Consider the following 1,629-nt stretch of genomic DNA (forward strand, 5'->3'; position numbering starts at 1 on the left):
GCCATCTTGCTGGTGATCTTGGTGCTGCTGCACAGCCCTAAGGGGGATGGGTTGGCGGGCATTGGCGGGCAGGCCCAGCTGTTCTCCAGCTCCAAGAGTGCTGAGCAAAACCTCAACCGCATCACCTGGACGGTAGCGACCCTTTTCCTCTCCATCAGCGTGGTGTTGGGGGCGGGCTGGCTCTCGGCAGCCACAGGGCCATAGGGATCCCTTTCCGTGTTGGCGATTTACCTGCATGGATTCGGCTCTGGGCCGCAGTCGGCCAAGGCAACTTTCTTTCGGCAGCGGCTGCAGCAGGTGGGGATCCCTGTTCAGGTGCCTGATCTGAACCAGGACAATTTTGCCCAGCTCACCTTGACCCGCCAGATCCAGCAGGTTTCCAGCCAGCTTGCCGAGATGAACTACCCCCCTGTCACCCTCATCGGCTCTAGCTTGGGGGGCCTGGTGGCTGCTTGGGTTGCCGAACGACAACCTTGCGTGCAGCGCTTGGTGCTCTTGGCGCCGGCTTTTGGCTTTTTAGGCCATTGGCTGCCGCGGCTGGGGGCAGAGGCGGTGGAGACTTGGCGGCGAACCGGACAACTCATGGTGTTCCACTACGGAGAAGGCCGCCCTCTCCCTTTGGAGTACGGCTTTGTTGCCGATGCCCAGCGCTACCCGGATGGGGGGTTACGACGGCCTGTGCCCACCCTAATTGTGCACGGGATCCAAGACGACACCATCCCCATTCAAGCCAGTCGAGACTATGTGGCCCGTCGCCCCTGGGCCCAACTGGTGGCGGTGGAGAGTGACCACGCCCTGACGGATGTGTTGGATCCCATCTGGCAGATCACCAGCCGCTTCTGCGGGTGGGGGATGGAGACGGGGCAGTAGGGTTGTTAAAGGGGATCCCTGTCCCGTGCTTGCCCATTCGCGAAAGCGTCGCGTAGCGATAATGTCTATGCAATCCAAAGTGCTGTGCCTACAACAGGGGAAGGCTGACGTGACTGCCGGCTTGCTCTTCGATATGGACGGGGTGATTGTGGATTCGGAACCAATCCATGCCCGCGCCGGGGCCATTGCCCTGCAACGCTGCCACCTATCCCTGGATTTGGCCCCCATCTCCCTGCAGTTCAAGGGGCGCACCGACCGCGACATGTTCGAGTACCTTGTCCAACACCAGACGGACACCCCACCTGCAGAACGGCCCCTGCTGGTGCAGCGCTTGATCGAGGAAAAGGCCAAGGCTTTTGGCGAGCTGCTGGCAGAGGTACCCCTGGTGCCGGGGGTGCTGGAGTTTTTGGCGGCCAGCCGCCAGCGCTTTTCTGCCCTGGCCGTCACCACTTCGGCCATCCGCCGGGATCAAGCGCAGATTTTCCAGCGCTTCGACCTGCACCGCTGGTTTGACGCGGTGATTACCGCCGAAGACATTCAGCGGGCCAAGCCCGACCCAGAGCCTTACCTGAAAACGGCTGCCGCTGTGGGGTTGGATCCGGCGTTGTGTTGGGTGATTGAAGATTCTACCCATGGGATCCGCGCCGCTAAGGGGGCTGGCTGTTTTGCGGTGGGCCTCACCACGGCTTTCACCGCCGAGGAACTGCGCCACGCCGGGGCAGATGTGGTGGTGGACAGCTTTGCGGAGTTGGCCACACT

General features: G+C 62.0%; 3 protein-coding genes. All 3 read left to right on the forward strand.

Annotation, left to right across the window (positions count from 1 at the left end; translation table 11 throughout):
• Window positions 1–204 (forward strand): preprotein translocase subunit SecG (secG, locus tag NW820_RS05495; RefSeq protein ID WP_414406901.1); only part of this gene is annotated, 204 nt, incomplete at its 5' end.
• A 12-nt stretch (window positions 205–216) separates the two neighbouring features.
• A complete protein-coding gene (locus NW820_RS05500) occupies window positions 217–870 on the forward strand; it encodes a YqiA/YcfP family alpha/beta fold hydrolase (RefSeq protein ID WP_414406902.1) in 654 nt (217 codons plus the stop codon).
• 67 nt (window positions 871–937) lie between these two features.
• Window positions 938–1,629 (forward strand): HAD family hydrolase (locus tag NW820_RS05505; protein ID WP_414406903.1); only part of this gene is annotated, 692 nt, incomplete at its 3' end.

Origin of the sequence: Synechococcus sp. R55.7 (assembly GCF_047461955.1) — a bacterium.
Lineage (GTDB): Bacteria > Cyanobacteriota > Cyanobacteriia > Thermostichales > Thermostichaceae > Thermostichus.